This window comes from Halomonas sp. H5, from assembly GCF_050613175.1.
Classification (GTDB): domain Bacteria; phylum Pseudomonadota; class Gammaproteobacteria; order Pseudomonadales; family Halomonadaceae; genus Bisbaumannia; species Bisbaumannia salifodinae.
The window spans coordinates 3,817,193-3,844,069 of sequence record NZ_CP192510.1; the positions used below are offsets into that span (position 1 = coordinate 3,817,193).

The 26,877-nt window shown below is 64.4% G+C and carries 24 protein-coding genes, 5 tRNA genes and 3 rRNA genes; 16 read left to right on the forward strand and 16 right to left on the reverse strand.

Translation table 11 applies throughout. The features are described 5' to 3' along the window. Positions 1 to 56: 56 nt before the first annotated feature. From minE to minC, 3 genes are all read right to left on the reverse strand, one after another. The gene (gene minE / locus ACQ1W9_RS17595; RefSeq protein ID WP_195860530.1) at positions 57 to 308 is read right to left on the reverse strand and encodes a cell division topological specificity factor MinE; all 252 of its coding nucleotides are present in this window, start codon (positions 306 to 308) and stop codon (positions 57 to 59) included. Continuing rightward, positions 305 to 1,123, reverse strand: a complete 819-nt coding sequence (gene minD / locus ACQ1W9_RS17600) for a septum site-determining protein MinD (protein WP_195860529.1) — start codon at positions 1,121 to 1,123, stop codon at positions 305 to 307. Before minD ends, minE begins: the two co-directional genes overlap by 4 nt. A gap of 65 nt (positions 1,124 to 1,188) precedes the next feature. After that, the gene (gene minC / locus ACQ1W9_RS17605; RefSeq protein ID WP_431024506.1) at positions 1,189 to 1,926 is read right to left on the reverse strand and encodes a septum site-determining protein MinC; all 738 of its coding nucleotides are present in this window, start codon (positions 1,924 to 1,926) and stop codon (positions 1,189 to 1,191) included. A 215-nt stretch (positions 1,927 to 2,141) separates the two neighbouring features. Between minC and ACQ1W9_RS17610 the strand changes: the two genes are divergently transcribed. Continuing rightward, positions 2,142 to 4,931, forward strand: coding sequence for a DUF349 domain-containing protein (locus tag ACQ1W9_RS17610; protein WP_431024507.1), 2,790 nt, complete (start codon positions 2,142 to 2,144; stop codon positions 4,929 to 4,931). A gap of 64 nt (positions 4,932 to 4,995) precedes the next feature. Here the strand turns inward: ACQ1W9_RS17610 and phbB are convergent, their stop codons facing one another. Further along, positions 4,996 to 5,742 carry an acetoacetyl-CoA reductase gene (gene phbB, locus ACQ1W9_RS17615; RefSeq protein ID WP_431024508.1) on the reverse strand — a complete coding sequence of 249 codons (747 nt, stop codon included), beginning with the start codon at positions 5,740 to 5,742 and terminating at the stop codon, positions 4,996 to 4,998. 202 nt (positions 5,743 to 5,944) lie between these two features. Between phbB and ACQ1W9_RS17620 the strand changes: the two genes are divergently transcribed. From ACQ1W9_RS17620 to ACQ1W9_RS17635, 4 genes are all read left to right on the forward strand, one after another. Next, positions 5,945 to 6,021, forward strand: a tRNA-Met gene (locus tag ACQ1W9_RS17620). Between the two features lie 49 nt (positions 6,022 to 6,070). Further along, a tRNA-OTHER gene (locus ACQ1W9_RS17625) sits at positions 6,071 to 6,154 on the forward strand. A gap of 49 nt (positions 6,155 to 6,203) precedes the next feature. Beyond that, positions 6,204 to 6,287 (forward strand) — tRNA-OTHER (locus ACQ1W9_RS17630). A gap of 214 nt (positions 6,288 to 6,501) precedes the next feature. Further along, positions 6,502 to 7,431: a tetratricopeptide repeat protein gene (locus ACQ1W9_RS17635; protein WP_431026464.1), complete on the forward strand. Its 930-nt coding sequence runs from the start codon at positions 6,502 to 6,504 to the stop codon at positions 7,429 to 7,431. Between the two features lie 43 nt (positions 7,432 to 7,474). On the opposite strand, the gene ACQ1W9_RS17640 is transcribed toward ACQ1W9_RS17635, so the two are convergent. Then, entirely contained in the window at positions 7,475 to 8,647 is a 1,173-nt protein-coding gene (locus tag ACQ1W9_RS17640) for a MalY/PatB family protein (RefSeq protein ID WP_431024509.1), read from the reverse strand. Between the two features lie 57 nt (positions 8,648 to 8,704). Here ACQ1W9_RS17640 and ACQ1W9_RS17645 point away from each other — a divergent pair, with 57 nt between their 5' ends. From ACQ1W9_RS17645 to ACQ1W9_RS17675, 7 genes are all read left to right on the forward strand, one after another. Beyond that, entirely contained in the window at positions 8,705 to 9,139 is a 435-nt protein-coding gene (locus tag ACQ1W9_RS17645) for a hypothetical protein (RefSeq protein WP_431024510.1), read from the forward strand. Between the two features lie 79 nt (positions 9,140 to 9,218). Further along, positions 9,219 to 9,632, forward strand: a complete 414-nt coding sequence (locus ACQ1W9_RS17650) for an acyl-CoA thioesterase (RefSeq protein WP_346062886.1) — start codon at positions 9,219 to 9,221, stop codon at positions 9,630 to 9,632. Beyond that, positions 9,629 to 10,099, forward strand: a complete 471-nt coding sequence (gene ybaK, locus ACQ1W9_RS17655) for a Cys-tRNA(Pro) deacylase (protein ID WP_431024511.1) — start codon at positions 9,629 to 9,631, stop codon at positions 10,097 to 10,099. Before ACQ1W9_RS17650 ends, ybaK begins: the two co-directional genes overlap by 4 nt. Positions 10,100 to 10,153: 54 nt before the next feature. Beyond that, the gene (locus ACQ1W9_RS17660; RefSeq protein WP_346062888.1) at positions 10,154 to 10,483 is read left to right on the forward strand and encodes a hypothetical protein; all 330 of its coding nucleotides are present in this window, start codon (positions 10,154 to 10,156) and stop codon (positions 10,481 to 10,483) included. Beyond that, positions 10,452 to 10,973: a DUF501 domain-containing protein gene (locus tag ACQ1W9_RS17665; protein WP_431024512.1), complete on the forward strand. Its 522-nt coding sequence runs from the start codon at positions 10,452 to 10,454 to the stop codon at positions 10,971 to 10,973. The genes ACQ1W9_RS17660 and ACQ1W9_RS17665 overlap by 32 nt, the downstream gene beginning before the upstream one ends. A 40-nt stretch (positions 10,974 to 11,013) precedes the next feature. After that, complete coding sequence (locus tag ACQ1W9_RS17670) at positions 11,014 to 11,139, forward strand: hypothetical protein (protein WP_346062890.1); 126 nt, start codon at positions 11,014 to 11,016, stop codon at positions 11,137 to 11,139. A 108-nt stretch (positions 11,140 to 11,247) separates the two neighbouring features. Beyond that, entirely contained in the window at positions 11,248 to 11,796 is a 549-nt protein-coding gene (locus ACQ1W9_RS17675) for a TIGR00730 family Rossman fold protein (RefSeq protein WP_431024513.1), read from the forward strand. A gap of 11 nt (positions 11,797 to 11,807) precedes the next feature. Here the strand turns inward: ACQ1W9_RS17675 and ACQ1W9_RS17680 are convergent, their stop codons facing one another. Beyond that, entirely contained in the window at positions 11,808 to 12,317 is a 510-nt protein-coding gene (locus tag ACQ1W9_RS17680) for a 3'-5' exonuclease (protein ID WP_431024514.1), read from the reverse strand. Between the two features lie 91 nt (positions 12,318 to 12,408). Then, positions 12,409 to 12,933: a tetratricopeptide repeat protein gene (locus tag ACQ1W9_RS17685; RefSeq protein ID WP_431024515.1), complete on the reverse strand. Its 525-nt coding sequence runs from the start codon at positions 12,931 to 12,933 to the stop codon at positions 12,409 to 12,411. Positions 12,934 to 13,175: 242 nt separating this feature from the next. Here ACQ1W9_RS17685 and ACQ1W9_RS17690 point away from each other — a divergent pair, with 242 nt between their 5' ends. Both ACQ1W9_RS17690 and yaaA read left to right on the forward strand, forming a co-directional pair. Next, positions 13,176 to 14,207: an NADP(H)-dependent aldo-keto reductase gene (locus ACQ1W9_RS17690; protein ID WP_431024516.1), complete on the forward strand. Its 1,032-nt coding sequence runs from the start codon at positions 13,176 to 13,178 to the stop codon at positions 14,205 to 14,207. Positions 14,208 to 14,296: 89 nt separating this feature from the next. After that, the gene (gene yaaA / locus ACQ1W9_RS17695; protein ID WP_431024517.1) at positions 14,297 to 15,076 is read left to right on the forward strand and encodes a peroxide stress protein YaaA; all 780 of its coding nucleotides are present in this window, start codon (positions 14,297 to 14,299) and stop codon (positions 15,074 to 15,076) included. A gap of 6 nt (positions 15,077 to 15,082) precedes the next feature. Here yaaA and ACQ1W9_RS17700 read toward each other — a convergent pair whose 3' ends face one another. Then, on the reverse strand, positions 15,083 to 15,658 hold the full coding sequence (locus ACQ1W9_RS17700) for an isochorismatase family protein (protein ID WP_346062896.1): 576 nt from the start codon (positions 15,656 to 15,658) through the stop codon (positions 15,083 to 15,085). 103 nt (positions 15,659 to 15,761) lie between these two features. Between ACQ1W9_RS17700 and ACQ1W9_RS17705 the strand changes: the two genes are divergently transcribed. Further along, positions 15,762 to 16,610, forward strand: a complete 849-nt coding sequence (locus ACQ1W9_RS17705; protein ID WP_431024518.1) for a Tim44 domain-containing protein — start codon at positions 15,762 to 15,764, stop codon at positions 16,608 to 16,610. A gap of 79 nt (positions 16,611 to 16,689) precedes the next feature. Here the strand turns inward: ACQ1W9_RS17705 and ACQ1W9_RS17710 are convergent, their stop codons facing one another. From ACQ1W9_RS17710 to tyrS, 7 genes are all read right to left on the reverse strand, one after another. Next, positions 16,690 to 16,884 carry a hypothetical protein gene (locus ACQ1W9_RS17710; RefSeq protein ID WP_431024519.1) on the reverse strand — a complete coding sequence of 65 codons (195 nt, stop codon included), beginning with the start codon at positions 16,882 to 16,884 and terminating at the stop codon, positions 16,690 to 16,692. Between the two features lie 418 nt (positions 16,885 to 17,302). Beyond that, positions 17,303 to 17,418, reverse strand: a 5S ribosomal RNA gene (gene rrf / locus ACQ1W9_RS17715). A gap of 109 nt (positions 17,419 to 17,527) precedes the next feature. Continuing rightward, positions 17,528 to 20,415: ribosomal RNA gene (locus tag ACQ1W9_RS17720) — 23S ribosomal RNA — on the reverse strand. 202 nt (positions 20,416 to 20,617) lie between these two features. Continuing rightward, a tRNA-Ala gene (locus ACQ1W9_RS17725) sits at positions 20,618 to 20,693 on the reverse strand. Between the two features lie 91 nt (positions 20,694 to 20,784). Beyond that, positions 20,785 to 20,861: transfer RNA gene (locus ACQ1W9_RS17730), tRNA-Ile, on the reverse strand. 181 nt (positions 20,862 to 21,042) lie between these two features. Then, positions 21,043 to 22,582: ribosomal RNA gene (locus tag ACQ1W9_RS17735) — 16S ribosomal RNA — on the reverse strand. Together the 16S, 23S and 5S rRNA genes with 2 tRNA genes alongside form the textbook arrangement of a ribosomal RNA operon. A 653-nt stretch (positions 22,583 to 23,235) precedes the next feature. Further along, entirely contained in the window at positions 23,236 to 24,432 is a 1,197-nt protein-coding gene (tyrS, locus tag ACQ1W9_RS17740) for a tyrosine--tRNA ligase (protein ID WP_431024520.1), read from the reverse strand. A 114-nt stretch (positions 24,433 to 24,546) separates the two neighbouring features. Between tyrS and ACQ1W9_RS17745 the strand changes: the two genes are divergently transcribed. Next, entirely contained in the window at positions 24,547 to 25,674 is a 1,128-nt protein-coding gene (locus tag ACQ1W9_RS17745; RefSeq protein WP_431024521.1) for an anhydro-N-acetylmuramic acid kinase, read from the forward strand. An 18-nt stretch (positions 25,675 to 25,692) separates the two neighbouring features. On the opposite strand, the gene ACQ1W9_RS17750 is transcribed toward ACQ1W9_RS17745, so the two are convergent. After that, positions 25,693 to 26,835 (reverse strand): PilT/PilU family type 4a pilus ATPase, encoded by a 1,143-nt coding sequence (locus tag ACQ1W9_RS17750; RefSeq protein ID WP_431024522.1) that lies wholly within the window; start codon positions 26,833 to 26,835, stop codon positions 25,693 to 25,695. Positions 26,836 to 26,877: the final 42 nt, after the last annotated feature.

Genomic DNA, 26,877 nt, shown 5'->3' on the forward strand with positions numbered 1-26,877 from the left:
AGCTCGAGAATCGGGCCGTCGTCATCTTGGGTCGAAACAAGAGCAGGCCGCTATGGTCAGCCCTTGGGCAAGGTCACGTTCAGCTCGAGAATCGAGCAGTCGTCATCTTTGTCCAAGCTGATATTGATCGCGTCCCGATCGACCTTGACGTAGCGGCGAATCACCTCCAGCAGCTCCCGCTCCAGCATCGGCATATAGTCCGGCTGATCGCGCTGGCCACGCTGGTGAGCGACGATGATCTGCAGTCGCTCCTTGGCCACCGAGGCACTCTTCTTGCGTTCACCACGAAAAAAATCCAGGAGTTTCAACGGCGACCTCCTCCGAACATACGGCTCAACAGCCCCTTCTTCTGAGTTTCATGGAAGCGCAGCGGGACTTCCTCGCCCAACAGCCGAGAGACCGTATCGGTGTAGGCCAGGCCGGCATCGCTCTTCTGATCGTGGACCACCGGGATGCCCTGGTTGGAGGCCCGCAGCACCGCCTCGGACTCGGGAATCAGGCCGATCAGGTCGATGGCCAGGATCTCGCGGATATCCTCCAGGGTCAGCATATCGCCATAATCGACCCGCTCCGGGTTATAGCGAGTGATCAGCAGATGCTCCTTGACCGGCTCCTCGCCCCGCTCGGCGCGGCGGGTCTTGGCCGCCAGCAGGCCGAGGATGCGATCGGAGTCACGCACCGAGGAGACCTCGGGATTGGTCACCACGATGGCCTCGTCGGCGAAGTACATGGCCAGCTGGGCACCCCGCTCGATGCCCGCCGGGGAGTCGCAGAGGATATAGTCGAAGTCGCTGGAGAGGGTCTCCAGCACCTTCTCCACCCCTTCCGGGGTCAGGGCATCCTTGTCGCGGGTCTGGGAGGCCGGCAGGATGTGCAGGTTGTCGACCCGCTTGTCACGGATCAACGCCTGGGCCAGGCCCGCCTCTCCCTGAATCACATTGACCAGGTCATAAACGACGCGGCGCTCACAGCCCATGATCAGGTCGAGGTTGCGCAGCCCCACATCGAAATCGATTACCACCGTCTTGTTGCCTCGCAGGGCGAGGCCGGTGGCAATGGCCGCGGCGCTGGTGGTCTTGCCGACCCCGCCCTTGCCTGAGGTCACTACAATGATCTTGGCCAAGTTACGCTTCCTGTTGCAGATTAGGTTCCCGATTGGCTCGCCATCCACTCTGACATCGCCTGACGTCAGCTCAGGGCGGCGATCGCCAGTTGATCATCGCTGAGATGCACTTCCACGGCGGTGCCCAGCAGCCGCGGGTCGATATCCTCGAGCCGCTTGTAGCTACCCGCCACCGACAGCAGTTCGGCATGCAGCTCGCGGCAGTAGATGCCCGCCGCGGCGTTACCATGGATGCCCGCCAGGGCGCGACCCCGCAGGGCGCCATAGACATGTACGCTGCCGGCGGCCAACACCTCGGCACCGGCATTGACCGCCCCGATCACCACCAGGTCGCCTTCCTGGGCGCTGACCTGCTGGCCCGAGCGTACCGTGCCACGGTAGATTCGCCCCACCGGGAGGGACGCACCGCCTTCGACGGGAGCCGGCTCGGCGACCTCGGGCTCACTGGCGGGGACGCTCTCCAGCGGCCGGCCGCGCGCTTCCTGGGGCGGAAACCAACCCAGCCCCAGGGCCCAGGCCGACTGCTTGACCGGATCGCTGCCGCCGCGCACCGCCACCGGCAGCAGCTTGTGGGCACGACATACCGCACAGATACGCTCCAGGGCCAGATGCGGCTCCTCGAGCCGTTCCACGCTGAGCACCACCGGGGTGTGCTGGAAAAAGGCCGGGGACTGGCTGAGTTTCCCCGCCAACTGCTCACGAATGTGTTCGGGGTCGGCACTGGTCAGCTCCATGACCGTCATGGGCAGCATGCCCCCCTTGAAGGAAAAGGCCAGGCTGGCCCGATCCGCCTTCAGACTCATCGCCGGACTCCGCATCGGATAATGGGAGTAAAGCTAAGCGAGTGCGCCGAGTCCTGCAACCGATGATCTCCACGCAATCCGTCGGCAAGCCGCCAAGCCGTTGGTGCGAGGAGACTTTCGCCGTGACATATCGCATGCTTAGATTAAGTGACATTGCCCCTTGATGCGTTGCGGCCTCCTGGCCGCGACCGACTCGTTCAGGAACCCCACCCATTATGTCAGGATGGATTGCTTCGGGTTGGCTGCGCCGCTGGCTGGCGCCACGCTGGCAGCATCCGGACCCCGAGATACGCCGCCAGGCCGCCCTCAGGCTGGAGCCCGGCAAGGACGCCGAACATCAGCAACTGGCGCGACTGGCGCGCGACCCGGATGCCGGCGTACGGCAGGCCGCCCTATCGCGCCTCGTTGCCCCTCGCCCCTTGCTCGCCTGGCTGGGCGACGAGGCCGCCAGCCAGGAGCTGCGCCACCGCCTGGTGGAGCTGCTGAGCGGTCGCGATGGCGACCTCCCCCTGGCCGAACGCCTGCCCCTGGTCGAGACCCTCGAGGATGCCGACCTGCTGGAGGCCCTGGCGCTCGAGGGGGATAACCAGCAATTGCGTCTGGCCGCCCTGGCGCGGATCGACGACGAAGCCCGACTGATTCGCCAGGCCTGCGACAACGGCATCGCCGGGGTGCGGCGTACCGCCGCCGAGCGCATCACCAGCGAGGCCGGACTGACCCGCCTGGCCCGAGAGGCCCGGCGTGACAAGCAGGTGGCCCGTCAGGCGCGCAAGGCACTGGCCGCCTTGCGCGCCAATGAGAGCCAGGCGCGGGAGGCCCTGGCCGCCCGGGAGCGACTGCTGGAGGCCGTCGAGCAGCAGGCCCAGGCGCCCTGGGAGCCCCTCTTCGGCGGACGCTTCCGCCACCTGCAGCGGGAATGGGAAGCCCTCCAGTCACCCCCCAGCCGGGCCCAGGAGCTGCGCTACCAGGAGGCCTGCCTACGTTGCCGCAAGATCCTCAGCGACCATGAGGCACGCCATCAGGCGCATCAAGCCGCCACTCAGCGTCAGGCCGACGCCGACCAGGTCCGTCGCGAGCTGGTCGAGGCCTTGGAAGAGAGCCTTTCGGCCCTCCAGCGCAGCGACCTGCTGACCGCCCAGGATATCGCCAGCCTGCAGTCCCAGAAGCGCCTGCTGGCGACCCGCTGGCAGGCCCTCTCCGATCAGCATGTCCCGGACGCCGATCTACGCCGCCGCTACGACCAGGCGCTGAGCGACTATGACACCATCACCCAGGCCTGGGAGGGGCTTCGAGAGCCGGCCGCCGCCATCGAGGAGGCGCTGACCCAGGCCGACCCGGCGGCCCTGGCCGCGGCCCTGGCCGACTGTCCCTGGCCCGACCACCTCCCCCCCACGCCGCTGCTCAAGCGCGCCCGTGCCGCCCTCGAGCGGAGCGACGCCGTCGAGGCGGACCAACAGCCCTCCCTCGCCTGGCTCGACAAGGAACTGGACGAGTTGCAGCACCTGCTGGAGCGGGGCGCCTTCAAGGGCGCCAGCCGACTGCACCAGAGCCTGCGTCACCGTCTGGAAGGCGTTTCCGGGGAGGCCTACGCTCCTGCCCTGGCACGCTTCAGGCGACTCGCTGCCCAGCTCGCGGAACTGCGCGACTGGCGTGGCTTCGTGGCCGGCCCCAAACGCGATCAGCTCTGCCAGGCCATCGAGGCCCTGGCCGAGGAGACGCAACTCGGCGATCGCGAGCTGGATCACCAGCATCGCCGCCTGGTCAAGGAGTGGAAGGAACTGGGTAGCGCCGCCGCCACCCGTGATCTCGCCGAGCGCTTCCGGGCCGCCTCGGATCGCATCCATGAGCGCCTGGCGCCCTGGAAGTCGGCGCGTCAGGCCGAGCGCCAGCGCAACCTGGAGGCCCGCGAGGCCCTCTGCGAGCAACTCGAAGCCCTGCTGGCGCACCCCGACCCGGCGGCGGATCCGGATGCCCTGCGCGAGATCCGTGACCGGGCCCGAGAACAGTGGCGCCACCATTCGCCGGTGCCCCGGGAACAGGCGGAGAGTATCGGACGGCGCTTCGGGCGTATCCGCCATGACCTGCAGGGGCTGATCGACCGCCGCGCCCAGGAGATCGCCGGCGCCAAGCGCGAGCTGATCGACGCCGCCCGGCAGTTGCTCGATGACGCGACCCCCATCGATCGCCGCACCACCGAGGCCAAGCGCCTGCAGCAACGCTGGCGGAGCCTGGGCCGGGCCCCCAAGGGCGAGGAGCAGATCCTGTGGCGGGAATTCCGCGGTCTTTGCGACCAACTCTTCGCACACCGGGAGGCGGAGCGGGACGACCTCGCCCGGCGCACCAAGGCGCGCCTGGATACCATGCAGACGCTGATCGACCGCCTCGATGCCTGGCTGCCCCAGGTCAGCGGCGATGCCGAGACCCTGGACCGAGCCATCGCCGAGGCCGAGGCCCTGGAACCGCTCCCCCCGGGACGACGCAGCGAAGGCATGCGCCGACGCTGGAGCGGTATCGTGCGCGCCCGCCGCGAGCGCCTGCTGCGCCTGGCGGTCAGCGAAGAGGTGGCGCGCTGGCAGGCCCTGCGCCCACTGCGGGATGCCCACCTGGCGGCGGATGCCCAGGCCCTCGCCGGCGAGTCACCGGCCGAGGTGCCCGAGCCGGCAACCCTGGAAGGCGATATGCGCCAGGCCCATCAGCGCCGCAATGCCGCCCGCCGCCAGCCCTCCTCTACCCAGGAGGTGGAGGAGCAACTGATCCGCCTGCGGGTGCATCTGGCCCTGCTGGCCGGCGAGCCGGTGGGGCAGCAGGACGAGCCGTTGCGCCTGGCGATCCAGGTGGAACGCCTCAACGAGGGGCGCGGCCGCGAGCTCTCCCGGGCCGAGGAGGTGCATGCCGTGCTCCGGGAGCTGCTCGCCACCGGCCCGATCCCCGCCGAGCTCTGGGCCCGGGAGGTCCATGAACTCGATGCGTTGCTGGCCCGGCTGTGGCACCTGCCCCCTCCTTGAATGCTCCCAACGCAAAACGCGAGGCCTGGGCCTCGCGTTTTGTTGACGATCGCCAGCCGGCGATTCAGCCCATAAATTGGCCGCCGTTGATATCCAGGTTGGCGCCGGTGATAAAGCCCGACTCCTTGTCGGCCAGGAAGACCACCGCCCGGGCGATCTCCTCGGGCGTACCGAAGCGCTTGACCGGAATCCCCTGACGGATCCCGTCACGGATCTCGTCGGCAATCTTCATGATCATATCGGTGGCCACATAGCCCGGCGACAGGGTGTTGACGGTGATGCCCTTGCTGGCGGTCTCCTGGGCCAGGGACATGGTCAGCCCATGCATCCCCGCCTTGGCCGCCGCATAGTTGACCTGGCCGAACTGCCCCTTGCGGCCATTGATCGAGGAGATATTGACGATTCGCCCATAGCCCTGTTCCAGCATGTCCGAGATCACGCTGCGACAGGTATTGAAGACGCTGTTGAGGTTGGTATCGATGACCTCGTGCCACTGCTCGGGGCTCATCTTCTTGAGGGTGCCGTCCCGGGTAATCCCCGCACAGTTGACCAGCACACTAATCGGGCCATGCTGCTCACGAATCTCGCGGACCCCGGCTTCACAGGAGGCGTAATCCACCAGATCGATGCCCGACAGGGCGATATTGTCGAAACCGTCGGCCTGCTGCTGGGCCAGCCAGCCCTTGGCCTTCTCGGCGTTATGATAACCCGCCACGACCCGATAGCCCTCCTTGGCCAAGGCGCGACAAATGGCGGTGCCAATACCACCGGTGCCTCCGGTGACCCAAGCGACGGGTGCAGTATCGGTCATAGAATAACTCCCTTGTTTAGTGGCCCTGAATAACGACGCGGTACCTCGAAAGGTGGCCCCAGTGTCGTCGACCCGCGAGTCAAGATGATGACTGCCCGACCAGTATGTGATGCCGCGCCACAACAGGACGAGCGTTTCATTGCATGCGCCCTCTCAACGCTTGACGTGCGTCATAAAATCCGTATAGTGTGCATCACGTTGATGCGGGGTGGAGCAGTCTGGTAGCTCGTCGGGCTCATAACCCGAAGGTCATCGGTTCAAATCCGGTCCCCGCTACCAAATATAGAAAGAAGCCAGTTCCTACGGGAGCTGGCTTTTTCCGTTGTTGAGCTCGAGCAGGCTGGTAGCTCGTCGGGTTCGGCTCTTCACCAGCCCGGGAAGGTCACCGGCTCAAATCCGGTCCCCGCTACCAAACATAGAAAGAAGCCAGTTCCTACGGGGGCTGGCTTTTTTCGTTGTTGAGCTCGAGCAGGCTGGTAGCTCGTCGGGCTCGGCTCTTCACCAGCCCGGGAAGGTCATCGGTTCAAATCCGATCCCCGCTACCAATCCCCCTTGGTTCGTTTATTCCTTGTATACGCTATCCGTGGCGCCCGAGGAGGAGGCCCCGCCACCGAAGCGGCAATCCCCAGGCCCCATGTCGTCGCCAACGAGCATCGCGTCTCGCCTTGGGTTTTCTCGCCATGTCCTCCCTCCGACCTTGAATCCCACCCCCATCACCCGCATCTTGTGAGGAAACCCGTGATTCACAAGGCAGACCCCATGCAGATCGTCGACCCGCGCAGCGGTGCCCCCCTCTCCTCCGAGCCGCAAGCCTCGAGCCCGCAATCTCAGGCCGACCCCAGCGCCTATATCGTCGATATCGACATGAGCAACTTCCAGCAGGTGGTGCTGGAAGGGTCGATGCAGACGCCGGTGCTGCTGGACTGCTGGGCCCCCTGGTGCGAACCCTGCAAGAACCTGATGCCGGTGCTGGAGAAGCTGGCCCGGGAGTATCAGGGCGCCTTCGTGCTGGCCAAGCTCAATATCGACGAAAACCAGGAAATCGCGGCGCAGCTGGGCATCCGTTCGGTGCCGGACGTCAAGCTGATTCTCCAGGGACAGCTCTATGATCAGTTCCAGGGCGCCCTGCCGGAGGGGCAGATCCGCGAGTGGCTGGGGCAGTACCTGCAGCCGCCGGCGGAGGCCCCGGCCAGTCCCGAGGAGCAGGCCAGGGCGGCCCTGGAAGCCGGCGATGCGGCCACCGCTCGGGCGCTCTATGAGCAGCTGGTGCAGCAGCACCCCGAACACCATGACTATCAGATCGACCTGGCCGGCGCCCTGCTCGCCGAGGGTCGCCCCGAGGATGCCAAGGCCCTGCTCGATAACCTGCCCCCCGAACACCGCGACGCCCCCAAGGCCCGCGGCGTGCGCGCCAGCCTGGCATTCCGCGAAGAGGCCCCCGATGACCAGGCCCTCGCCGCCCTCGGCGACCGTGACGATAGCGAGGCACAGTTCCAGCGCGCCCTGCGCCAGGTGGCCGACGGCGACTATGAGGCCGGCCTGGAGGCCCTGCTGGCGCTGATGAAGCGCGACCGCGCCTACGGCGAGGATGCCGCCCGCCAGACCCTGTTGCGGGTCTTCGACGCCCTGGGCGCGGAACACCCCCTCACCGTCACCTATCGCCGCAAGCTCTTCGCCCTGCTTTACTGAGCCCCCGAAGACGCCATGACGGTTGCCCTCGGGTGGCCGTCGTTTATTCTGCCAGCACCTCGTCGAGTCGCTCGATCGCCTGCACCAGTTGCGTCGGCGTGGTGCCGAAGTTGAGCCTGACGAAGCCCGGCCAGCCGAAGTCGGCCCCGTCGGAGAGCGCCACCCCGGCCCGCTCCAGCAGTGCCCGCTGGGGCGAGTCGCCGAGGCCCGCCTCACGCATATCGAGCCAGGCCAGGTAGGTGGATTCCGGAAACGCCATCGACACGCCGGGCCAGCCGGCCACCGCCGCCACCAGGCGCCGGCGATTGTCACGCAGCACCGCCAACAACGCCTGTCGCCAGGGTTCTCCCCGGGTGTAGGCCGCCTCCGCCGCCACCATGCCCAGCACATTCATGTCCGGCTGCAGGCCCCGGCAGCGTGCCACGAAGCGCCGCCGCAGCTCGGCGTCGGGGATCACCGCACAGGCGGTGGTCAGCCCCGCCAGATTGAAGGTCTTGGAAGGCGCCCACAGCGTCACGGTGCGCGTCGCCAGCGCGGGATAGGCCGCCGCCAGGGGACGATGCCGGGCCCCTTCCTCCAGCAGCAGGTCGCAATGCAGCTCATCGGAGGCGACCAGCAGGTCGTGGCGCTCCACCAGCGCCGCCAGGCCCTCCAGTTCCTCGTCGCACCAGACCCGGCCGGTGGGATTATGCGGATGGCACCAGAGCAGCAGCCGCGTCTGGGGGGTAATGGCCGCCTCCAGGGCCGCCAGGTCGAGGCGCCAGGGCTCGCCGGGGGCCGTCGGCTCGGCGAGCCGCGCCTGCTGGGCCAGCCGCCCGCTACGCTCGGCCACCTTGAGGAAGGGCGGGTAGATGGGCGTCAGCGTCAGGATGCCCTCGCCGGGTTCGGTCAGGGCCAGGGCCGCCACTTGCAGGGCCGGCACCACCCCCGGCAGCCAGTGCTGCCAGTCGGGAAGGATCGTCCAGTCATAGTGCCTGGCGCTCCACTCGCAGAGGGCCCGGCGCAGGCTAGCGGGCACCAGCCCATAGCCGTAGACCCCATGGGCGACCCGGGCCTGCAGGGCCTCGATCACCGCCGGCGGCGAGGCAAAGTCCATATCGGCGACCCAGAGCGGCAGCACCTCCTCGCCGTAGCGGTGCCATTTCTGGGACGGCCAGTCGGCGCCCCGGGGATCGGGGTGCCGTCGCTCGATGGGCGTGGCAAAATCGAAGGCCATGTCTGCTCCTCGTCAGTTCACTGCTGGCGCCATTGCACCACTTATAAGGGTTTGACCATGCAGGAAAGTCCCTTCTACGCCAAGGTCCGTCGTGGCCTGCCCGCCCTGATCGACCAATGGCGCCGGCTGGGCCAGGGCGATCCCGAGCGCCTGGCCCTGATCCTCGCCGAGACGGCGCGGGTCGCCAAGCTCGGCGAGCCGGAAGCCACGCCCGGCGCCGATGAGCTGGCCGCCTGGAGCCGCCCCGAGGCCGCCGAGTGTCTTCCGCTCTGGGCCGCCAAGACGGCCACCTACCTGCTGGTGCAGATGCCGGCCCATCCCACCCCGGAGAGTTTCGACGAGGCCTGCGCCTGGGCCTACTGCTGGCTACGCAACCGCGACTTCGCCGACTTCGACAGCGCCCTGGCGGCCCTGCCGGCGCACCTGCAGGAGCCCCTGGCCCAGGCCCTGAAGGCGGCCTGGACCGATCGCCAGGGGCTACGGCTGATCTAGCCGTACCTCAGTCTGATGTCGACTTGACCTAGCGTTTGCTCGGGTTAATGCTGGCACTTTCTTCGCCAAGGAAACCGCCATGTTCACCACCGACCTCACCCCGGCCTTCACCGACACCGATGCCCTGGGACATATCAACAACACCCGGCTGCCGGTCTGGTTCGAGCAGGCCCGCACCGAGCTGTTTCGCCTCTTTACGCCGGACCTGGATCCCCGCAAGTGGCGCCTGATCCTGGCCAAGCTGGAGGTGGAGTACCTGGCCGAGCTCTTCTATGGCCAGCCGGTGGAGATTCGCACCTACCTGACGCGGCTGGGCAACAGCTCCCTCACCGTGACCCAGGAGGCCTGGCAGGGGGGACGGCTCGGCGCCCGCGGCCATACCGTGATGGTGCACTATGACCACGCCGCCAAGCGCTCGCTGCCCATCGAGGGCGAACTGCGCCAGCGCCTGGCAGAGCACCTGCACGACACCCTCGCCGAGGCCACGCCATGACCCCGGCCATCCGTGCCCTGGAGCGCGCCGACATCCCCCATCGGGTATTGAGTTACGCCCATGACCCGCGGGCCCCCGCCTATGGCCTGGAGGCCGCCGAGGCGCTGGACCTTCCCCCGGAGAGCGTCTTCAAGACGCTGCTGGCGCGCCTCGACGACGGTCGCCTGGCGGTGGCCCTGGTGGCGGTAACCGATCAGCTCGACCTAAAGGCCCTGGCCCGGGCCGCGGGGGCCAAGAAGGCCCAGATGGCCAACCCCGAGGAGGCCCAGCGGGCCACCGGCTATGTGGTCGGCGGCATCAGCCCCCTGGGGCAGAAGAAGCGCCTGCCGACCCTGATCGACCGCCGGGCCGAGACGCTCTCGGAGCTGCATATCAGCGCCGGCAAACGCGGCCTGGAGGTGGCCCTGGCGCCCGCCGACCTGGCGCGACTGTGCCAGGCCCGCTTCGTCGACCTGGCGCGGCCTTGAGCCATTATCGGCGCCATGCTGTCATAGGCATATGACCCGGGATGGGAGCCCACCATGGCCATCCGCTACAACCTGTGGCTCGACCCCGACAATAGCGCCACCCATCGCGCCGTGGAGGCGGATCTGGAGCGCTACTTCGTGGAACGTTTCGCCGACTATCCCCATATCCGGTTGTTCGGGGCCGACCCTTACGATTATGATGCCCCCTTCAACCGCCTCTACGATGCGCTGATGGCCCGGGCCCTCGACTACTGTGAACGGCAGTGGCGCTATGTGCCCACGCCGGCCCAGCTCAATCAAGCCTTCTTTCGTGCCGTGGGGCGCTCGAACAAGTTTCTGCGAGACCCCCAAGATGGTGATCCCCACCGATCAGATTCCCGATGAGCGCCAGTTGGCGATCATCACCGAGCAACTCGGCCGCGCCCCCCGCGGCATTCAGGCCGTGACCGCCACCGACGGCGAGGGCACCCCCCTGGTGCTGCGCATGCACTCGCTGGTCGACGGCAAGCCTTTTCCGACCCTCTTCTGGCTCTGCTCCGAGCGCCTCAAGGTGGAGCTCTCGCATATCGAGGCCGCCGGGGTAATCAAGCGCCTGGAGGCGCGCCTCCAGGATGACCACGACTTCCTGGCCGCCTACCACCGCAGCCACGAGGACTATGTGGCACGCCGCTGGGCCTCCATGAGCGCCGCCCAACAGGCCGAGGCGGAGCGCCTGGGCTATGCGGAGCTGCTGCGCAGCCGCGGTATCGGCGGCATCGCCAACTGGGATCAGGTGCGCTGCCTGCATACCCAGTACGCCCACCACCTGTGTGGCGACAATATTATCGGCCAGTGGCTGGACGCCGAGTACGGCGTCGCCGACTGCCTGCCCTGATTTCCCCTCCCCCTGACCCCCTTCGAATGGAGACCCGCCCATGTACTTCGATACCCATGTGATCGCCAGCCTGGCCCTGATCGGCAGCATGCTGGTCATTAGTGTCATTGGCGCCAAGCTGCTGCGCGATGCCATGCGTCGCGACGCCAGCCGCAGCAGTCGCTAAACTCGGCGAGGCGATCGGGAAGGGGCACCGCCGGGTGCCCCTTCCGCGTTTGCGAACACGCCAGACCGTGGCGGCCAGGCGCCGCTTCCCACACGCAAGGAGTGATGCATGGCAAGTATCTGTGTCTATCTGGGCTCGCGGGATGGCGAGGATCCCCGTCACCGCGAGGCCGCCGAGGCCCTGGGCCGGCTGATCGCCCAGCGCGGCCATACCCTGGTCTATGGCGGCGCCCGCGTCGGCCTGATGGGGCGCCTCGCCGATGCGGCCCTGGCGGCGGGAGGCCGGGTGATCGGCGTGATGCCGCGTCACCTGGTGGCCAGGGAGCAGGCCCACCTGGGGCTCAGCGAGCTGATTCGAGTCACCGATATGCACGAGCGCAAGGCCACCATGGCCGCCCATGCGGACGCCTTTATCGCCCTGCCCGGCGGTATCGGCACCCTGGAGGAGCTGTTCGAGATCTGGACCTGGCGCTACCTGGGGCTCCACGACAAGCCCCTGGGCGTCCTGGACAGCGGTGGCTTCTATGCGCCCCTGCTGGGCTTCCTGGACGGCACCGTATCGGCGGGCTTCCTGGATCAGCGCACCCGCGAGCAGCTACTCTCCGCGGCCTCGCCGCAGGCGCTGCTCGACGCCCTGGAGGGGCGCCTGGCGGGTTAGAGAGAGGTCGGTCAGTCGGCGGCCCGGCCCTGGGAGAGGCCCAGGGTGCGGGCATAGGTCTGCTGCAGCAGGCGGGCATCATCGCCGGCACGGTGACGGTGGATGCCCAGCTCCACCACCAGGGTCTCCTTGGTGGCTTGCCATAGCGCCTGCTGCTGCTCGTCGAGCAGGCGTCGCAGGGCTTCGAGGCGAAAGCGCGGCAGCACGCCGGCATGATGGAAAAGCAAGGATAGCCAGGTATTGTCGTAGCCCCAGCTGTCGCTATAGGCCACCCCCACCTGGGCCAACTCATCATTGAGCCAACGCGCCACTTCATCCACCGGATGTCCCTCTCGGGCCAGTCGCGCCCGGGAGATGCCGTGCAGCAGCTCGGCCTTGGGATCCCAGTGCACCCACTCCGGCAATGGCTGGATCAGGAAGGCACAGCTACTGCCATCGGCGCGGGCGATGCCCACCTCGATGGGGTAGCTACCACGCCCGAATCCGGACGCCTCGATATCCAGCAGTGTCGGCAGCGTCACTCGGGCGTCCTCTGGTTAACAAGGGGCGGCCGGGCTCATGGCGAGCCCGGGAATCTTTTCAGCCTACTGGGTTAGCGGCGCCGGGTCGACTTCAGTGGCGCGCGGTGGGAGCATCCGGCAGGTCGGGGGACGACCAGAGGGCGGGCTCCAGCTGACGATCGGCCAGGGATTGCCAATAGGCGGCCTGCTCGGCGTCTACCGCCAGCCCAAGCTCACCCTTGCGATAAGCGTCGGCCAGGCGCTCGGCGGCCAGGGGATGTCCCGCCTCGCCGGCCCGGGCATACCAGGTCACGGCATTATCATCGCGACGCGGGTACTGGGCACAGCCATGCTCATAGATACAGCCCACCTGGTACTGGGCACGCACATCGCCGCCGTGTGCCGCCTCCAGCACATAGCGTGCGCCCCGCGCCTTGTCCTGGGGGGACACCCCGCGGTGAAACAGCATATGTCCATAAAGCGACAGGGCGGCGGGGTGGCCCGCATCGGCACAGCGCTGAAACAGATGCATGGTCAAGCGCTGGGTACGCGGCGAACGCGGCAACCAGCGCATGTGGAAGAGCTGCTCCGCCAGTCGATATTCAAGGCGCGTGAACAGTGAAGATGCCTGCGGCATGGCAAACAACCTTGCATTCCTGGGTAGCGAAGAAATGGGCCGGCCCCTCATATAGCATAGGCCAGCAACCAAGCGTCACTGCATCGCCAGAACCCGCTGTTCTGGCGAACGGGCCGCAAGCATACGCCCCTCGTCAGGGCGACTCAACCCTCAACAGGGCCTGCGCCGCGCCAACTGAGTTTGCCGGCGGCCCGGGGCCTGGCTACCATGCCCTAGATTATCGTGAGATCAGGAGTGGATGCATGCAGACCCGACCGCTTGGCGACACCGGAATCGACGTCAGTCGCCTGTGCCTGGGCACCATGACCTTCGGCGAGCAGAACAGCGAAGCCGAGGCCCACGAGCAGCTCGACCGGGCGGTGGCCTTCGGCATCAATTTCATCGATACCGCCGAGATGTACCCGGTACCACCCCGGGCCGAGACCCAGGGTCGCACCGAGGCCTACATCGGTAATTGGCTCAAGGCCCGCGGCTCCCGGGACGATGTGATCATCGCCAGCAAGATCGCCGGCCCCGGCATGGACTACCTGCGTGATGGCTCACGCCTGACCCGCGAGCAGATCCACCAGGCGGTAGAGACCAGCCTGCAGCGCCTGCAGACCGACTATATCGACCTCTATCAGTTGCATTGGCCCGACCGCCACACCAATTTCTTCGGCCGCCTGGGCTACGAACCCAAGGAGGAGGAAATCAGCACGCCCCTGGAGGAGAGCCTCTCGGCCCTCAAGGAGCTGGTGGAAAGCGGCAAGGTGCGCGCCATCGGCCTCTCCAACGAGACCCCCTGGGGACTGATGCAGAGCCTGCGCCTGGCCGAACGCCTGGGCCTGCCCAGGGTGGCCAGCATCCAGAACCCCTACAACCTGCTCAACCGCACCTTCGAGATCGGCCTCGCCGAGATCGCCCACCGCGAGGAGGTGGGCCTGTTGGCCTACTCGCCGCTGGCCTTCGGGGTGCTCTCCGGCAAGTACCTCGACGGCCACTGGCCCCCCAAGGCGCGCCTGACCCTCTATGAGCGCTTCCAGCGCTACAATTCGGAGAGCGCCGCCGAGGCGACCCGCGCCTATGTGGAGATCGCCCGGGAGCACGGCCTGGATCCGGCCCAGATGGCCCTGGCCTTCGTCAACTCCCGCCCCTTCCTGACCAGCAATATCATCGGTGCTACCACCATGGAGCAGCTGGAGAGCAATCTGGCCAGCGAGTCCCTGAAGCTCGAGCCCGCCGTGCTGGAGGCCATCGAGGCGGTGCACCGGCGGTTGCCCAACCCCTGCCCCTGAGCCCACCGGGGCTATCGCCGCGATAGCCCCCGGCATGGCGGACGCCTGATATACTCGATGGCACCTTCACCAGGACCCAGGAGCGCCCCATGTTGAGCGTGATCTCGCCCGCCAAGACGCTGGATTTCGAGACCCCGGCCACCACCCAGATCCATACCCGGCCGGACCACCTCGAGCGCAGCCAGGAATTGATCGAGATCCTGCGCGATTACTCCCCCCAGCGCCTCAGCGAGCTGATGGGCATCAGCGACAAGCTGGCCGGCCTCAATGCCGCCCGCTTCGCCGACTGGGCGCCGCCCTTCACCCCCGAGAACGCCAAACCCGCCGCCCAGGCCTTCCAGGGCGACGTCTATGTGGGCCTGGAGGCGGCGAGCTTCGACGACGACGACAACGCCTTCGCCCAGCAACACCTGCGCATCCTCTCCGGCCTCTATGGGCTGCTGCGCCCCCTCGACCTGATCCAGCCCTATCGCCTGGAGATGGGCACCCGACTGGAGAACGCCGCCGGCAAGGACCTCTACGCCTTCTGGAAGCCGCTGCTCACCGCCGAGCTGGACAAGGCGGTGGCCGAGAGTGGCACCCCGGTGCTGGTCAACCTGGCCTCCAATGAGTATTTCAAGGCCATCGATACCCGCAAGCTGCAGGCCCGGGTCATCACCCCGGTGTTCAAGGACGAGAAGAACGGCAAGCTGAAGATCATCAGCTTCTATGCCAAGAAGGCCCGCGGCCTGATGGCCGCCTGGATGATTCGCCAGCGCCTGGAGGATCCCGAACGGCTCAAGGCCTTCGACGTGGCCGGCTACCGCTTCGATGCCGGCCTCTCGCAGGGCGACACCCTGGTCTTCACTCGCCCGGAAGGGGCGGCCTGAGGGCACTCAGAAGAAGCGCAGGGAGCGGTCCGCGCGTTCGCGGAGATAGCCCCGATGCACCGCCTTGAAGCGCTCGTCATCACAGCGCTGCAGCCACTCGTAGGCCACCATATCGGCGCTCACCGGGATGGCCCCCATGGCGGTGACCCGCTCGCGGGCCAGCCGTGCCTCCTCCGGGCGCCGGCTGGCGGTGGCCTCCACCAACCAGTAGACCTCATAGCCGGCATCCAGCAAGCCCAGGGCACTCTGCATCACGCAGATATGCGCCTCGCTGCCGCAGATCACCACCTGGTGCCTGCCGCTCTCGCGCAGCGCCTCGGCGACGCTCGCCTCATCGTGGGCGCCGAAATGCACCTTCTGGAAGTAGCGGGCCTTCGGCAGACGCTCCACCAGGCGCGGGTCGGTCCCCCCCAACCCCTCGGGATACTGCTCGGTGACCCACACCGGAACCTGTAACTCCTGGGCCACCTCACCCAGCCAGCCAGCCTCCGCTACCGCCTGTTCGCCCCCGTGGACCACCGGCAGCAGGCGACTCTGCAGGTCGATGATCAAGAAAAGGCTCTCCTCATGCTCCAGCCGCATGGTCTCTCTCCCGATAATTGGTTCCGTCGCAACGCCTAGTGGCTAGAATAGAGGGCCCAAGACTTTCTGACACCTCACTAGCCTTCAACCCTGGAGACACCCTATGCGCCATCTCTTCGTCATGCTGCTGGTCGGCGTGCTCGGCTTCGGCCTGGCCGTCGACTACGCCGAGGCCCGCCGCCTGGGCGGCGGCGGCAGTATCGGCAGCGTTTCCCGCTCCGCCTCACCGCCCACCACTGCCAAGGCCACCCAGGGCCAGACGCCCAATCAGGCCGCCGGCACCTCGCGTGGCCGCGGCATGGGGGGGATGCTCGGCGGCCTGCTGGCCGGGGGCCTGCTGGCCGCCCTGTTCTTCGGCGGCGCTTTCGATGAACTGCGCATGATGGATCTGCTGCTGATCGCCGGTATCGCCTTCCTGCTGTTCCGGCTGCTGGCCCGCCGCCGCACCGCCGTGGCAGGGGCAGGGGCAGGGGCAGGGGCAGGGGCAGGGGCCGCTCAGCCGACGCCGGGCCAGGCGCAGCCCCAAGCCTTCCAGAGCGATGCCATGCCGGCCCCGGGTAGCCTCGGCGGGCTGGCCGGCGAGCCCGAGTGGTTCGACCGGGAGCGCTTCCTGGGCGGCGCCAAGGAGCACTTCATGACCCTGCAACGCGCCTGGGACAATAACGACTTCTCCCAGGTCCAGGAGTATGTCACTCCGGAGCTCTACAACCTGCTACGCCAGGAGCGCGCCCAGCACCCCGCCAATAACCGCACCGAGATCGTGCGATTGTTCGCCGAGCTGGGTAGCGTGCAGGAGATCGGCAATCAGGCCGAGGCCACGGTGATCTTCCACGGCATCATCGACGAGAACGGCGAACACAACGAATTCAACGAGACCTGGCACCTGATTCGCGAACTCCGCGATGAGGCTCCCTGGTACCTCCAGGGCATCGAACAGAACACCGGCACCTGAGGACAATACCTCACGGGTAGAAACGACCAAGGCCGGGCAAATGCCCGGCCTTGGTCATGCTGCTTGCTACAGTCCTGAATCAATACCCCCCGGAGCCCCCCTCGGCGCTCTCCTCAAGACTTTCCCCCATCTCTTCGACACCCTCTCCGGCATCTTCCATGGCCTCGTCGATATTCTGTCCTGCCTCTTCCGCCGGGCCCGGATCATCCTCGCAGGCCGCCAGGCCCAACCCCATCATGGCCACCAGGGCCGCCATCGCCAAGTAACGCATCATGCCTGTCATCGCCTCCTCCTGAGATCTCACTACGGATAGCACCGCCATTTACCATAGCAGAGCCCCCGACTCGTCGAGGGTGAGCCTTTGTATGGGTTTGTAAGCCAGCCACACCAGTGCATACCTTCCATGAAGATCCACAGGGCCTCAAATGACGAAGCCCCGACCTCTGTCGAGATCGGGGGCTGAATACGAAAAAACCCCAGCCTCTTTCGAAGCTGGGGTTGTCTCTGAATAAGTGCCTGACGAGGATCCGGCCGGCGCTCCGGCGGGCGGCGTTCCGCTACTCGACTCGTCTCATCCTGAGACTCGCCCTTTGGGCCCGCCGAGGCGGTTTCCGCCGGTTCCCGACAGGCGGGATCCATGGGAGGCCCCAAACGACGAAGCCCCGACCAATGGTCGGGGCTTCTGAATAAGTGCCTGACGATGACCTACTCTCGCATGGGGAGACCCCACACTACCATCGGCGCTGAGCGGTTTCACTGCTGAGTTCGGCATGGGATCAGGTGGTTCCCACTCGCTATGGTCGTCAGGCGTAAACGGTGGCCGGCTGCGTTTGTGTCGCAACCCGCCTATGAATCATGCTGTTGAGGATCGTCTCACGTATCCGGCGCGTACCATCGCGCAAACCCCTTGGGGTTATATGGTCAAGCCTCACGGGCCATTAGTATCGGTTAGCTCAACGCCTCGCAGCGCTTCCACACCCGACCTATCAACCAGCTAGTCTTGCTGGACCCTTTAGGAGGCGCAAGGCCTCAGGGAAGTCTCATCTTGAAGGGGGCTTCCCGCTTAGATGCTTTCAGCGGTTATCCTGTCCGCACATAGCTACCCGGCAATGCCACTGGCGTGACAACCGGAACACCAGAGGTGCGTCCACTCCGGTCCTCTCGTACTAGGAGCAGCTCTTCTCAAACTTCCGACGCCCACGGCAGATAGGGACCGAACTGTCTCACGACGTTCTAAACCCAGCTCGCGTACCACTTTAAATGGCGAACAGCCATACCCTTGGGACCGACTTCAGCCCCAGGATGTGATGAGCCGACATCGAGGTGCCAAACACCGCCGTCGATGTGAACTCTTGGGCGGTATCAGCCTGTTATCCCCGGAGTACCTTTTATCCGTTGAGCGATGGCCCTTCCATACAGAACCACCGGATCACTAGAACCTACTTTCGTACCTGCTCGACGTGTCTGTCTCGCAGTCAAGCACCCTTATGCTCTTGCACTCAATGCACGATTTCCGACCGTGCTGAGGGTACCTTCGTGCTCCTCCGTTACTCTTTGGGAGGAGACCGCCCCAGTCAAACTACCCACCACACACTGTCCTCGCCCCGGATGACGGGGCTGAGTTAGAACGCCAATGATGCCAGGCTGGTATTTCAAGGTTGGCTCCACCCGAACTGGCGTCCGGGTTTCCAAGCCTCCCAGCTATCCTACACAAGCAACATCAGCGTCCAGTGTGAAGCTATAGTAAAGGTTCACGGGGTCTTTCCGTCTAGCCGCGGGTACACAGCATCTTCACTGCGATTTCAATTTCACTGAGTCTCGGGTGGAGACAGTGTGGCCATCATTACGCCATTCGTGCAGGTCGGAACTTACCCGACAAGGAATTTCGCTACCTTAGGACCGTTATAGTTACGGCCGCCGTTTACCGGGGCTTCGATCAGGAGCTTCGGCCGGAGCCTAACACCATCAATTAACCTTCCGGCACCGGGCAGGCGTCACACCCTATACGTCCGCTTGCGCGTTTGCAGAGTGCTGTGTTTTTAATAAACAGTTGCAGCCACCTGGTATCTTCGACCGGTTCGTGCTTCCACCGTGGGGTGTTCACACTACGCCGGCGTGCCTTCTCCCGAAGTTACGGCACCATTTTGCCTAGTTCCTTCACCCGAGTTCTCTCAAGCGCCTTGGTATTCTCTACCTGACCACCTGTGTCGGTTTGGGGTACGGTCTCACAGAATCTGAAGCTTAGAGGCTTTTCCTGGAAGCGTGGCATCAATGACTTCCAGACCGTAGTCTGTTCGTCTCGTCTCTCGGCCTTGAGATCCCGGATTTGCCTAAGATCTCGGCCTACTGACTTTCACCAGGACAACCAACGCCTGGCTCACCTAGCCTTCTTCGTCCCCCCATCGCAATTCTGTGAGGTACGGGAATATTGACCCGTTTCCCATCGACTACGCCTTTCGGCCTCGCCTTAGGGGCCGACTCACTCTGCTCCGATTAGCGTCGAACAGAAACCCTTGGTCTTCCGGCGGGGGAGTTTTTCACTCCCCTTATCGTTACTCATGTCAGCATTCGCACTCGTGATACCTCCAGCGGGCTTCTCAACCCACCTTCATCGGCTTACACGACGCTCCTCTACCGCTCGTCATTCGACGAACCCGTAGCTTCGGCACCTGGTTTGAGCCCCGTTACATCTTCCGCGCAGGCCGACTCGACTAGTGAGCTATTACGCTTTCTTTAAAGGATGGCTGCTTCTAAGCCAACCTCCTAGCTGTCTAAGCCTTCCCACATCGTTTCCCACTTAACCAGGATTTTGGGGCCTTAGCTGACGGTCTGGGTTGTTTCCCTTTTCACGACGGACGTTAGCACCCGCCGTGTGTCTCCCACGCTGCACTCACCGGTATTCGGAGTTTGCCTCGGGTTGGTAAGCCGGGATGGCCCCCTAGCCGAAACAGTGCTCTACCCCCGGCGGTGATACGTGAGGCGCTACCTAAATAGCTTTCGAGGAGAACCAGCTATCTCCGGGCTTGATTAGCCTTTCACTCCGATCCACAAGTCATCCAAATCTTTTTCAACAGATCCTGGTTCGGTCCTCCAGTTGATGTTACTCAACCTTCAACCTGCTCATGGATAGATCGCCCGGTTTCGGGTCTATATCCAGCGACTGGTCGCCCAGTTAAGACTCGGTTTCCCTACGCCTCCCCTATACGGTTAAGCTCGCCACTGAATATAAGTCGCTGACCCATTATACAAAAGGTACGCGGTCACAGAACGAGTCTGCTCCCACTGCTTGTACGCATACGGTTTCAGGATCTATTTCACTCCCCTCTCCGGGGTTCTTTTCGCCTTTCCCTCACGGTACTGGTTCACTATCGGTCAGCCAGGAGTATTTAGCCTTGGAGGATGGTCCCCCCGTCTTCAGTCAAGGTTTCTCGTGCCCCGACCTACTCGATTTCACTGGATCAGGTTTTCGGCTACGGGACTATCACCCCCTATGGTCGAGCTTCCCAGCTCGTTCGCCTAACCAGTCACCAGCTTAAGGGCTGGTCCCCGTTCGCTCGCCGCTACTTGGGGAATCTCGGTTGATTTCTTTTCCTCGGGGTACTTAGATGTTTCAGTTCCCCCGGTTCGCCTCCTGCACCTATGGATTCAGTGCAGGATACCCAGCTTGTGCTGGGTGGGTTTCCCCATTCGGAAATGTCCGGGTCACAGGTTGTTTGCCACCTCACCGAACCTTATCGCAGGCTACAACGTCCTTCATCGCCTCTGGCTGCCAAGGCATCCACCGTATGCGCTTAATCGCTTGACCATATAACCCGAAGGGGTCTGGTCGCGATTGGTACGATAATTGCCGGATACGCTTGAGACGTATCTTCAATTTGTCAGCATGATTCATATTGTTAAAGAGCGACTGTCAATCGACAGTCATAAACCGGTCATCATGGTCGATGATGATGGCTTATGACTGTGGATCCGATCAGAAATTGACTGTTTGGTGGGGCGTGGGGAGATGGTGGAGCCTAGCGGGATCGAACCGCTGACCTCCTGCGTGCAAGGCAGGCGCTCTCCCAGCTGAGCTAAGGCCCCGATAAAATGTCATTTCTTCGGAGACAAGGCGCTTTGTTCCGACGCATAGCCTGCTATGCGAGGGTCAAAGCAACGCCGTATCCGGCGAAATTGGTGGGTCTGGGCAGATTTGAACTGCCGACCTCACCCTTATCAGGGGTGCGCTCTAACCAACTGAGCTACAGACCCGGCACTGTACCTATGCAAGCTTGCTGGCGATCCTCTGGCTGACCTCACCCGCTTTCCATTTAAGGTCAGGGGGTGCGCTCTAACCAGCTGAGCGACAGACTCGGCTTACAACAACAGTCATTTGCTCTGGTCGATCAGGTAATTCATTGTGGACACTTGCCGGCAGGCGGCAGTCGTCGTTTAAGGAGGTGATCCAGCCGCAGGTTCCCCTACGGCTACCTTGTTACGACTTCACCCCAGTCATGAACCACACCGTGGTGATCGCTCCCCCGAAGGTTAAGCTAACCACTTCTGGTGCAGTCCACTCCCATGGTGTGACGGGCGGTGTGTACAAGGCCCGGGAACGTATTCACCGTGACATTCTGATTCACGATTACTAGCGATTCCGACTTCACGGAGTCGAGTTGCAGACTCCGATCCGGACTGAGACCGGCTTTATGGGATTAGCTCCACCTCGCGGTATCGCAACCCTTTGTACCGACCATTGTAGCACGTGTGTAGCCCTACCCGTAAGGGCCATGATGACTTGACGTCGTCCCCACCTTCCTCCGGTTTGTCACCGGCAGTCTCCCTAGAGTTCCCGACCGAATCGCTGGCAAATAGGGACAAGGGTTGCGCTCGTTACGGGACTTAACCCAACATTTCACAACACGAGCTGACGACAGCCATGCAGCACCTGTCTGTGCGTTCCCGAAGGCACCAATCCATCTCTGGAAAGTTCGCACGATGTCAAGGGTAGGTAAGGTTCTTCGCGTTGCATCGAATTAAACCACATGCTCCACCGCTTGTGCGGGCCCCCGTCAATTCATTTGAGTTTTAACCTTGCGGCCGTACTCCCCAGGCGGTCGACTTATCGCGTTAACTGCGCCACAAAGTTCTCAAGGAACCCAACGGCTAGTCGACATCGTTTACGGCGTGGACTACCAGGGTATCTAATCCTGTTTGCTACCCACGCTTTCGCACCTCAGTGTCAGTGTCAGTCCAGAAGGCCGCCTTCGCCACTGGTATTCCTCCCGATCTCTACGCATTTCACCGCTACACCGGGAATTCTACCTTCCTCTCCTGCACTCTAGCCTGACAGTTCCGGATGCCGTTCCCAGGTTGAGCCCGGGGCTTTCACAACCGGCTTATCAAGCCACCTACGCGCGCTTTACGCCCAGTAATTCCGATTAACGCTCGCACCCTCCGTATTACCGCGGCTGCTGGCACGGAGTTAGCCGGTGCTTCTTCTGCGAGTGATGTCCTTCCTGAAGGGTATTAGCCCTCAGGCCTTCTTCCTCGCTGAAAGTGCTTTACAACCCGAAGGCCTTCTTCACACACGCGGCATGGCTGGATCAGGGTTTCCCCCATTGTCCAATATTCCCCACTGCTGCCTCCCGTAGGAGTCTGGGCCGTGTCTCAGTCCCAGTGTGGCTGATCATCCTCTCAGACCAGCTACGGATCGTCGCCTTGGTGAGCCGTTACCTCACCAACTAGCTAATCCGACATAGGCTCATCCGATAGCGCAAGGTCCGAAGATCCCCTGCTTTCTCCCGTAGGACGTATGCGGTATTAGCGTGAGTTTCCCCACGTTATCCCCCACTATCGGGCAGATTCCTATGCATTACTCACCCGTCCGCCGCTCGACGCCTGGAAGCAAGCTTCCATCGTTTCCGCTCGACTTGCATGTGTTAGGCCTGCCGCCAGCGTTCAATCTGAGCCATGATCAAACTCTTCAGTTTAAAATCATTGCGGTTCTTACTTGTCACCCGAAGGTAACAAAAGCGAACCAAACTTGGCTCAAGGTTCAAACGTTCTCAAAAAGACCCGAAGATCTTTGACGAGTCGCTTGCCTTGATGATTTGGTGACTTCTCACCACCTCACCGACAAGCGCCCACATGAATTACCTGATCGATTGTTAAAGAGCGGCTCCGGGCTCTCTAAAGAGCGGAGCGTCTCGCTTTGGTCGCTGTTGCGACGCCGCTGCGAGGAAGCGACATTCTACCGATTCGGCCGCTGCTGTCAAGCCCTGCTCGGCGACCCTGAGGCGTGCTGCGAGGCAGCGACCCGTGGTCATCCGAGCCGGCGACGGGCCGGTCGGTGTGGCGATGCATTCTACTGCATCCGGCCGTTCTGTCAATCGCGTTTTTCGCGAGAGGGATTCGAAAACCCCAACAGAAACAAGCACTTTTGCCACTCATTGCCGCTGGCCACGATGTCCGTCGCCGGCAGCGGATGCGTACTTTACGGATTAACCCGCGTCCCTGCAAGTCCTTTGTGTCAGAAAGTTTATCCACAACCAAAATCGCCGACTCGCTGTGGACAAGGAAGGTGCCGGAGACGACAACGCCCGCACTAAGGCGGGCGTTGATCGCGACGGCCTGATCGACGTCATCAGGCGATGGTCACCCGGGCATAGCGTTTCTTGCCGGCCTGGATCACATAGCTCTTGCCACTCGCGAGCATCAGATCGCGTGGGGCCACTTCACCGTCCACCTTGACCCGGCCATTACCCAGCATGTCCTTGGCCTGGGCACTGTTATTGGCCAGCCCGGTGCGATTGAGCACCGCGGCGATGGGGGCCTGGGCACCGTCGAAATCGACGCTCACCTCCGGCAGGTCTTCCGGCAGCTCGCCGTCGGCCAACTGGTTGCCGGCGGACTTGTGGGCATTGGCCGCGGCCTCTTCGCCGTGATAGCGGGCGATCAGCTCACGGGCCAACACCATCTTGATATCGCGGGGATTGGCCCCGGCGTCCATATCGCGCTTGAGTGCGTCCAGCTCCTCATTGCTCTTCAGGGAGAGCAGCTCGAAGTAGCGCCAGATCAGGCCGTCCGGCATGGAGACCAGCTTGTTGAACATCACCCCGGGGGCATCGTCGACGCCCACATAGTTGCCCAGCGACTTGGACATCTTCTGCACGCCGTCCAGGCCTTCGAGCAGCGGCATGGTGATCACCACCTGGGGCTCCATGCCGTAGTGCTTCTGCACTTCGCGGCCCATCAGCAGGTTGAACTTCTGATCGGTGCCGCCCATCTCGATATCCGCCTCCAGGGCCACGGAGTCGTAGCCCTGCACCAGCGGGTACAGGAACTCGTGGATGGAGATCGGCTGCCCGGCCTTGTAGCGCTTGTCGAAGTCATCGCGCTCGAGCATCCGCGCCACGGTGCTCTGGGCCGCCAACTCGATCATCCTGGCGGCGTTGAGCTCACTGAACCACTCGGAGTTGAAACGTACCTCGGTCTTCTCGGGATCGAGGATCTTGAACACCTGCTCCTTGTAGGTCTGGGCGTTGGCGATGACCTCTTCCTCGGTGAGCGGCTTGCGGGTGACGTTCTTGCCGGTGGGGTCGCCGATCCGCCCGGTGAAGTCGCCGATCAGGAAGATGATCTGATGGCCCAGGTCCTGGAACTGACGCATCTTGGTGAGCAGCACGCTATGGCCCAGGTGCAGGTCCGGGGCCGTGGGATCGAAGCCCGCCTTGATACGCAGCTTGCGCCCCGAGGCGAGCTTCTTCTTCAGCTCGTCCTCCAGCAGGATTTCATTGGTACCGCGCTTCAACAGCGCCAGCGCGCTCTCGACATCGGTCATCGTACCCTTACTCCACAGATAAAGCGGTGTTGACGGTAAAACAGCTTGACGAATGGGAAGGGATGTTAGCATGTCTTGCCCAGCACCGTTGAGAGCCGACGAGGAGCCGTCAAGATGTCGCTTTATATTGGCCTGATGTCCGGCACCAGCCTGGACGCCATCGATGCCGCCCTGGTGGACTGTAGCGTCCCGGCTCCACGCCTGCTGGCGACCCGGGTAGTGCCCCTGCCCGAAGCGCTGCGCGGCTTGCTGCTACGGCTCTGCCATGCGCCGGCGGCAACCTTTCGCGAGCTGGCCGAGGCGGAGGAGGCCTTCTGCCAACTGCAGGCCCGGGCGGTCCACGAACTGCTCGAGGCCAGCGGCACCGCCGCCGCAGACGTCGTCGCCATCGGCAGCCACGGCCAGACCATCGAGCACGCCCCCGAGGGGCACGATGGCGGTGCACCCTATACCCTGCAACTGGATAACCCCAGCCGCCTGGCGGAACTCACCGGCATCACCGTGGTGGCCGATTTTCGCCGTCGCGACCTGGCGGCCGGCGGCCAGGCCGCGCCTTTGGCGCCGGCCTTCCACCAGGCGCTGTTTCGCCACCCCGAGGAGTGGCGCCTGGTGCTCAACCTGGGCGGCTACGCCAACCTGACCCTGTTGCCGCCGACAGACCACCCGGCCGAGGTGCTGGGCTTCGACAGCGGCCCCGCCAATGCCCTGCTGGATGGCTGGTATCAGCGCCATCAGGGCGGGCGCTTCGACGCCGATGGCGCCTGGGGCGCCGGCGGCCGGGTCGACGCGGCCCTGCTGGCCCGGCTGCTGACCGACGACTACTTCCAGCGCCCGCCCCCCAAGAGCACCGGCCGCGAACACTTTCACCTGGCCTGGCTGGAACGCCATCTCGTTGGCGACGAATCGCCCCGGGATGTTCAGGCCACCCTGGCGGAGCTGACCGCCGCCAGCGTGGACCTGGCCATCGAGCAGCTCAGCGAGCGGTTGCCCGAGGCCAAACCCGCTCGACTGCTGCCCTGTGGCGGCGGCGCCCATAACCCTTACCTGCTCGACCGCCTCCAGGCCAGGCTCCCGGCACTGACGCTGACGCCCTGCGCCGAACTGGGCTGGCCCGCCGACTGGCTGGAGGCCGGCGCCTTCGCCTGGCTGGCCAGCCGGCGCCTGAATGGGCTGCCCGGCAACCTGCCCTCGGTCACCGGTGCCCGAGGCCCCCGGGTGCTGGGTGGGGTCTATGCGCCCTGAGCCTGACGCTGTCCCCAATCAGAAGTCGTCCCCCGAGCGCAGGCTAAAGCGCTCGCTGCCACTCTTGGCCTGATCCACCACCTCGCTGTTGGGGTCGCCGAACTTGATCATCATGCGCAGGTCGTTGGCCGAGTCGGCATGCACCAGGGCCACGTCCTCGCTGACCACCCCCGCCCGATAGAGGTCATAGAGCGCCTGATCGAAGGTCTGCATGCCCAGGTCCCGGGAGCGTGCCATGACGTTCTTGATCTCGCTCACCTTACCCTTGCGGATCAGGTCGCCGATCAGCGGCGAGCACAGCATGATCTCGATGGCCGCACGGCGCTCCCCCTGGGGCGTGGGCAACAACTGCTGGGCGACGATGGCGCGCAGGTTGAGAGAGAGATCCAGCCACACCTGGTCGTGCCGCTCGGAAGGGAAGAAGTTGATGATGCGATCCAGGGCCTGGTTGGCGTTGTTGGCGTGCAGGGTGGCCAGGCAGAGGTGGCCGGTCTCGGCGAAGGTCAGGGCGTGTTCCATGGTCTCCCGGGTGCGCACCTCGCCGATCAGGATCACGTCCGGGGCCTGGCGCAGGGTGTTCTTCAGCGCCACCTCGAAGGACTCGGTGTCGATCCCCACCTCGCGCTGGTTGATGATCGCCTTCTTGTGGGGATGCACATACTCGATGGGGTCCTCGACGCTGATGATATGCCCCCCCAGGGTCTCGTTGCGCTGCTGGATCATCGCCGCCAGGGTGGTGGACTTGCCGGTGCCGGTGCCCCCCACCACGAACACCAGGCCGCGCTTGATCTCGGCCAGCTCGCCCAGGGCCGGCGGCAGGTAGAGCTCCTCCAGGTGGGGAATATCGAAGGCGATACGGCGCAGCACCATGGCCGGCTGATTGCGCTGCTGGAAGGCGCTGACCCGGAAGCGCCCCTTGCCCGGCAGGCTCAGGGCGAAGTTGGCCTCATTCTCGGCGGCGAAGCGTTCCCGCAGGTTCTCGGGCACCGCCGCCTGCACCAGCTCGGTCACCTGGATCTGGCTTAGGCCCTGGTCTCCCATGGGGGTCAACTTGCCGGCGAGCTTCAGGGTGGGGGGCGCCTTAACCGAGATCAACAGGTCCGAGGCCTCCTTCTCCACCATGATCTGCAACAACTGTTCCAGCCATTCATTCGCGGTCATGAGTTATCCCTCGCTGGTCTGGGGTAGGATGGGAAGGGTCGC